The organism is Kitasatospora sp. MY 5-36, from assembly GCF_001182915.1.
GTDB lineage: Bacteria > Actinomycetota > Actinomycetes > Streptomycetales > Streptomycetaceae > Kitasatospora.
On sequence record NZ_LFVW01000654.1, the window covers coordinates 1 to 6,342 of the forward strand.

The 6,342-nt window shown below is 71.9% G+C and carries 5 protein-coding genes and 1 tRNA gene; 1 reads left to right on the forward strand and 5 read right to left on the reverse strand.

Going from position 1 to position 6,342, the window contains the following annotated elements; translation table 11 throughout:
• The 5 genes from AE652_RS32820 to AE652_RS32840 all read right to left on the reverse strand — a co-directional run.
• On the reverse strand, positions 1–961 hold a 961-nt coding region (locus tag AE652_RS32820), incomplete at its 3' end, for a PQQ-like beta-propeller repeat protein (RefSeq protein WP_199823180.1).
• Between the two features lie 554 nt (positions 962–1,515).
• Positions 1,516–1,589, reverse strand: a tRNA-Pro gene (locus AE652_RS32825).
• A 100-nt stretch (positions 1,590–1,689) separates the two neighbouring features.
• Positions 1,690–2,634, reverse strand: coding sequence for a metallophosphoesterase (locus AE652_RS32830; RefSeq protein WP_049658238.1), 945 nt, complete (start codon positions 2,632–2,634; stop codon positions 1,690–1,692).
• Entirely contained in the window at positions 2,634–3,344 is a 711-nt protein-coding gene (locus AE652_RS32835) for an ABATE domain-containing protein (RefSeq protein ID WP_049658239.1), read from the reverse strand. Before AE652_RS32835 ends, AE652_RS32830 begins: the two co-directional genes overlap by 1 nt.
• A 163-nt stretch (positions 3,345–3,507) precedes the next feature.
• On the reverse strand, positions 3,508–4,818 hold the full coding sequence (locus AE652_RS32840) for a helix-turn-helix domain-containing protein (protein ID WP_063780346.1): 1,311 nt from the start codon (positions 4,816–4,818) through the stop codon (positions 3,508–3,510).
• A gap of 771 nt (positions 4,819–5,589) precedes the next feature.
• Here AE652_RS32840 and AE652_RS32845 point away from each other — a divergent pair.
• Complete coding sequence (locus AE652_RS32845; protein ID WP_049658244.1) at positions 5,590–6,042, forward strand: GatB/YqeY domain-containing protein; 453 nt, start codon at positions 5,590–5,592, stop codon at positions 6,040–6,042.
• Positions 6,043–6,342: the final 300 nt, after the last annotated feature.

Here is a 6,342-nt window from a genome sequence, read left to right on the forward strand (position 1 = left end):
TGAGCAGGGTGTCCACCGAAATTCTGATACTCCCCAGGGCGAAGACGGAGGTCCCGCAGACCTGAGGTGCGGCAATGAACGGCAGGGATGTTCCTTCGGCTGACCAGAACGCGTCGCGCCCGGGTGGGGCGACGGCGTGGAGCCGGCCTTGGGGATCGGCGGCGTAGAGAGTGCCTTTGTCGAAGGTGGCACGGCCGGGGGCCATCTGGATCTCGGGGGCCAGATGACGGTTCTCTCCCGTTCGCAGGTCGAGTACGAGAGCACGGTTCCGGAGGCCTGAGACGTACGCGAATCCGCCGCCGAGTGCGGGTGCTCCTACGGAGAAGGTGCCAATCTGCCATTTTCGCCCGCTGTCCGTGTCGATGCCGAAGAGCGCGGAATCCTTCCGCACCACGAGCGTCCCGTCGGACATTAGGGGTTGGGAGGTTCCTGGGAGGAGAGCGCAGGCGGGCCACCGGTCGTGCGACTCGCGCCGCGCCTTGGCGGGCACTCCTGCGCTTCTGGAGGGACTTTTGCGGAGGCTGGCAGGGGCAGGTGAAACCTGTGGGACCGGCGCCCCTGGGGCCTGGAAGAAACGATGCCCCTGGAGCCTCGCCTCCAGGCCGGTGAGGCTCACCGTGGCGCCGGTCGGGGCGAGGTTCCCCACCAGTTCCGCGAGGTGCGAGAACAGGGCGTCCGAGTCCTCCGGAGTCCCGGTAGGGGTGACCCGCTGGAGCCGTTCGACGGCGTTGGTCCGGTCGCTCCGGTCAGCCTCCTCCAGCCGGAGTTCGACGAGCGAGAGTCGTGACAGGACGCGCCAGGTCAGCTCGGACGGCGGCACGCCGTCGCCGGATCCCTCATCGACTGCAGCCTGAACGAGACCGTCGAGCTGGGCCAGCCGCTTCCGGAGCTTGCTGTTCGGGTGGAGTTGCTCCTCGCACCGCGCCCGGAACGCAGCGTTGTCCTCCACGGCGTCGGCCATCGAAGCCAGCGAACCCAGCTCGTGGGCCGGAGTGCACCGGGGAACGACGGCCAGGGCCAGTGCCCAGCGTCGACAGGACAACAGCGGCCACCTCTCCGTCGCCGTCATGACGTAGGCGCGCATCAGCTGGACGGATTCGGGATCGCTTGTCGTCAGCTTGGGGCGGCGGCGTACGCCGATGGACAGATGGTGGGTAGCCCCGGTTGGGGCTCGGCCGGAGACGAGGATGTCGTCGACCGGGCTGACTGCGCTCGCCTGGAAACGGATCCGTTCGGGTGTTACGTGGTCACCCAGCCCCGGAACCGGAGCAGTGGCCAGCAACCGTGACAGTAGTACGGCGCCGTAGACGTGCTCCAGAACGGTTCCGCCGCCACCGGTTGCGTACGGGGAGCCACCCCGTCGAGTCACAGCCACTGATCCCCTACCCGCCCTCCTCTCGCAACAGCGGCATGGAAACCGAGGCGGATCCCATGGGAGGGCTGACACTGGCGATACTTGTCCCACACAACGTCAGAGGGCCCACCGGATTTCTCCGATGGGCCCTCTGTACTGGGTCGGGGTGGCGGGATTTGAACCCACGGCCTCTTCGTCCCGAACGAAGCGCGCTACCAAGCTGCGCCACACCCCGGTCTTGCGGTTTGTCGCTCCGTCTCCTTCGCGACGAGTAGAACTCTACCGGACGCTCGCCGAGACACGAAATCCGGTTTCGAGCGGGCGTCCGGTGGGGGTCAGCGGGCTGCCGGGACGAGGGTGAGGAGGGTGGCCTCGGGGGGGCAGGCGAAGCGGACGGGGGTGTAGCGGTTGGTGCCGCAGCCGGCCGAGACGTGGAGGTGGGAGCGGTGGCCGCCGGCGGTGTGGGTGGAGAGGCCCTTGACCCGGCGGGTGTCGATGTCGCAGTTGGTGACCAGGGCGCCGTAGAAGGGGATGCAGAGCTGGCCGCCGTGGGTGTGGCCGGCCAGGATCAGCGGGTAGCGGTCGGCGGTGAAGGCGTCGAGGACGCGCAGGTAGGGCGCGTGGACGACGGCGAGGGAGAGGTCGGCGTCGGGGGACGGGCCGCCGGCGACCTCGCTGTAGCGGTCGCGCCGGATGTGCGGGTCGTCGAGGCCGGTGAACTCCAGGTCGAGCCCGTTCACGGTGAGCCGGCCGCGGGTGTTGGTGAGGTCGAGCCAGCCGGCCGCGTCGAAGCCGTCGCGGAGCTTCTCCCAGGGGTTGTGGACGGCGCCGGTGATGCCGCGGCGGGCGGTGCCGTCGGGGTTGTTCATGCCGTGGGCGCCGCTGCGCATGGCCTGGAGGTAGCGGGCCGGGTTCTTGCGGGCCGGGCCGTAGTAGTCGTTGGAGCCGAAGACGTAGACGCCGGGGAACTCCATGAGCGGTCCGAGCGCGTCGAGGGTGGCCGGGACGCCGAGCGGGTCGGAGAGGTTGTCGCCGGTGTTGACCACCAGGTCGGGGCGCAGGCCGGCCAGGCTCTTCAGCCAGCGCTGCTTCTTGCCCTGCCCGCTCACCATGTGGATGTCGGACACCTGGAGGACCCGGATCGGGCGGGCGCCGCGCGGGAGGACGGGGACCTCGATCCGGCGGAGGCGGAAGGCCCGGACCTCGTACCCGACGGAGTAGGCGAGACAGGCGGCGCCGGTGGCGGCGATGCCGAGGGGAACGGAGTACAGCGGTCGCATCAGCCCATGCTCTCAGACGGTCGATCAGCCTGTGTACGCCCGGAGTCGGGGGTGGGGGCGGTGGTCGGCGGGGCCTCCTCGGAGTCCCGGCGGGCGCGTAGCGCGCGGACCTTGTGACGGTTGCCGCAGCGCTCCATGGAGCACCAGCGGCGCCGGCCCGGCCGCGAGGTGTCGACGAAGATCAGTTGGCAGTTGTCGGCGCCGCATTCCCGGACCCGGTCCGCGTACGGGCCGGTGAGCAGGGCGATGGCGTCCCGGGCGAGGGTGGAGACCAGCTGGGCCCCGTCGGCGGGCAGTGGGGCGGCCGCAGTGCCGTCGGGGGCGATCCGGGGGACCAGCGGCGGGTGCTCGGCGGCCCGGTTGAGGACGGCGTGGTCCGCGGGCGTGCCCCGGCCGCCGTGGGCGCGGGCGGCGGCCAGGCGCCAGAGGGCGTCGCGCAGGGTGCGGGCGGCGGCGAGCTGGGCGGGGGAGATCCGTACGGCGTCGGCGGGCAGTCGCAGCCGGGACGGCGGGAGCCAGGCGGCGAGGTCGGCGGGCCGGTGCAGCACCTCGTACCGGGCGTACGGGCCGGGGCCGCCGGTGGTGAGCAGTTCCAGGCAGAGGGCGCCGGGGTCGAAGTGGAAGCGGCCGCCCCCGGGGGTGGTGAGGAGCAGCCCGGGCGGGGTGGCGGGCGGCCCGTCGGCGGCGCTGCGGCCGGCTGCGTCGGTCATGCGGCCCAGGATAGGTGTAACCGGGATGAAGGGTTACGGGCCGGGAGGGCGGGCTACCAGGCGGTGGCGGCGGTCGACCGCGACGAGCTGACCCGCGCTCAGAAAGCCCGTGCCGCCCGTGCCAGGAGCACTGCTCCAGGCACGGGCGGCACGGGGCCGGCCCTCAGGCCGGGATGGCGTTGACGTACTCGCGCATCATCCGGGGCACCCGGTACGCGTACTGGTGGCCGCGCTTCACCTGGACGACGGAGAAGTCGACCAGCTCGGCCAGCACGTCGAGGTTGCGGGAGGGCTCCCGGCCGCCGTCGACCGGCTGCTGCCGGACGTCGTCGATGGAGAACTCCTCGGGGAACCGGGAAAACCGTCTGAGCGCCCGGCGCTGCCGTTCGTCGAGGAGCCCGTACGCCCAGGCGAGGCTGCGGTGCAGCGAGCGGTGGTGGGAGAGCCCGCCGACCTCCTCCTGGCCGAGGATCGGGAGCACCCGGCACTCGTCCACCAGGACGTGCAGGGGCACCGAGCGCATCCGGACGGCGGCGTTCTCGATCGCGAGCGCCAGGCCGCCGAGGCGTCGGCAGAGCTCGACCACTTGCGGCATCTGGTCGCCGAGGTCGAGCGTCGGGACGACCGAGTGCACCCGGCGGCAGAACAGTTCGGCGGCGGGCGGGCAGCCGTAGGGGCCGTCCGGGTGGTCGACCGACAGCGGCGCCACCTCCCACAGGTCGGCCGGGACCCCGGCGGGCGCCCGCAGCGAGGTGATCATGATGTGGAGCGCCGGGTGCCGCGCCAGCAGTGCCCTGACCTGCCGGGCCACCGTGTCGATGACGTGCTCGGCGTTGTCGACGACGAGCAGCAGCTGCGGCTCGGGGTCGGTCCGCGGGTCGCGGCCGACGCCCCGCAGGAGGGTGTCGAGCGCGCGCTGGGCCTGGGCCGAGGCGGCGGCGGGGTCGACGGCCTCGGGGGTGACCGAGCCGAGCTCCAGGACCGCGACGCCGTCCCGGAAGCGGTCCAGCAGGTGGGCGGCGGAGTCCAGCGCCAGCCGGGTCTTGCCGACCCCGGCCGGTCCGGTGAGCACCAGCGGGCGGCCCGGTCGCAGGGCGGTCACGACGTGCAGCAGGTCGGCCTGGCGGCCGACGGTGACGTCCGTCTTGGGCCGCAGCCCCTGCCACCGCGCGTTGTCCGGGAGTTCGGCGACGCGGACCGGCGGTCCGGGCTCCGGCCGGGCGGGCAGCAGCCCGGCCGGGGCGCCCGCCTGGACGGCGTGGGAGAGCAGGGGGTCGTCCCGGTTGGTCGCCGCGGAGAACAGCGCGCCCACCAGGAGTTCCACGGAACTGCGCCGCGGATTCCTGATGGCGCCGGTTTCCAGATTACGAATGGTGCGGACGCTGACGGTGGAGTGTTCGGCTAATTGCTCCTGGCTCCATCCGACCATCTTCCGTTGGGTTACCAACATCGAGCGAAGCTGATTGTTGTCCATTCCCCCGCGCTTCCTGCTGTCGTGAGCAGAATAAAAGTCAGAAATCAGTGCGCCGTGCTGCGGCGCCAATCACTCCGAAAAACGATCGCCGTCGGCCGTCCGGCGGAGCGCAGGCGTGAGCGCCAGCGCGGACCGGGGCCGCAGGGCGCCCGGGCCGCAAGGTGTCAGGGTTGCAGGGCGCCTGGCCGGCAGTGTGTCAGTGCCGTGGAATAATGAATCGGGGACGTGGTGACGGTTTGTCGCGGCTGATCGTGGCGGCCTTCGGCGATGATTCGGGGATGATTCGACGGTGAGGTGACCGCCGCCTTCGGGCTGCTCGGGCGACGCGCGAACGAGTGTACTACGCGGACTATTTTCGGCGAAGCGGTCGCAGTGTTCGATGTACCCCTGCGGAACCGGCAACTTCGCTCCGGAACAGGCAGTTCTCGGCATTTCGGCCGAGAATGTGCGGGCATTATCGGCCACCTTGGCCGAATCCCGTCGTCCGTTCCCGGCCGGGGGCATCGATTGTTCACGGACTCGACCGCCGCCCGTTCCCGGGCCGGACCGTTTCCCTGACCGTTTCCCGGGCTGCTTCCCCGGCTGCTTCCCGGGTCGGCCGGCTACCGCCCGCCCCGCCGCGCCCACAGCCGTCAGCGGGGCGGCAGCGGCGCGCAGACGGGCGACGGTCGGCCGTACTTGTCGGGGATACTCGTTCAACTGCGGAAACCCCGGTGGATGCCCACGGGAAACCGGTTGAGCCCACCCACAGCCGAAGGATAAGAAGAGGAAATGACAACGCTCAAGGAGCAGCTGCACGAGGACCTCACGGCTGCCATCAGGGAACGGGACGAACTGCGCTCGTCCACCATCCGGCTCACGCTGTCCGCCGTCACCAGCGAGGAGGTGGCGGGCAAGCAGAAGCGCGAGCTGTCCGACGCCGACGTGCTGAAGGTGATCGGCCGCGAGGCGAAGAAGCGCCGGGAGGCGGCCGAGGCCTTCGGGAACGCCGGCCGGACGGAGCAGGCGGCCCGGGAGCTGGCCGAGGGCGAGGTGCTGGCGGGCTACCTGCCCAAGCAGCTCTCCGACGAGGAGCTGGCCGCGATCGTGGCGGCCGCCGTGGCCGAGAGCGGCGCGACCGGCCCCCAGGCGATGGGTGCTGTCATGAAGCTGGTGAAGCCCAAGGTCGACGGTCTGGCCGAGGGCAGCCGGGTCGCCGCCGCCGTGAAGGCCGCCCTGGTCTGAGCCGCGGCTCAGACCAGGGCCCGCCCCGGGGCCGTCCAGGGTCGAACCCTGGTCGGCCCCGGCCCCGCCCCCTGGTGCCCCGGCAGCACGCCGAAGGGGCGCCCTCCGCACTGGAGGGCGCCCCTTCGGCATGTTCCGCGGCGCGGGTCACCCCGCCGGGGGGCGGGTCAGCCGTTCCCGTTGCCGCCGCCGTGGCGGCCGCCGTTCCCGTTCCCGGGGCCGGGCGGGAAGGTGAACCCGCCGGGGAAGCCGCCGGGCAGCCCGCCGGGCAGACCGCCGGCCTGGTTGCCGGGCAGCCCG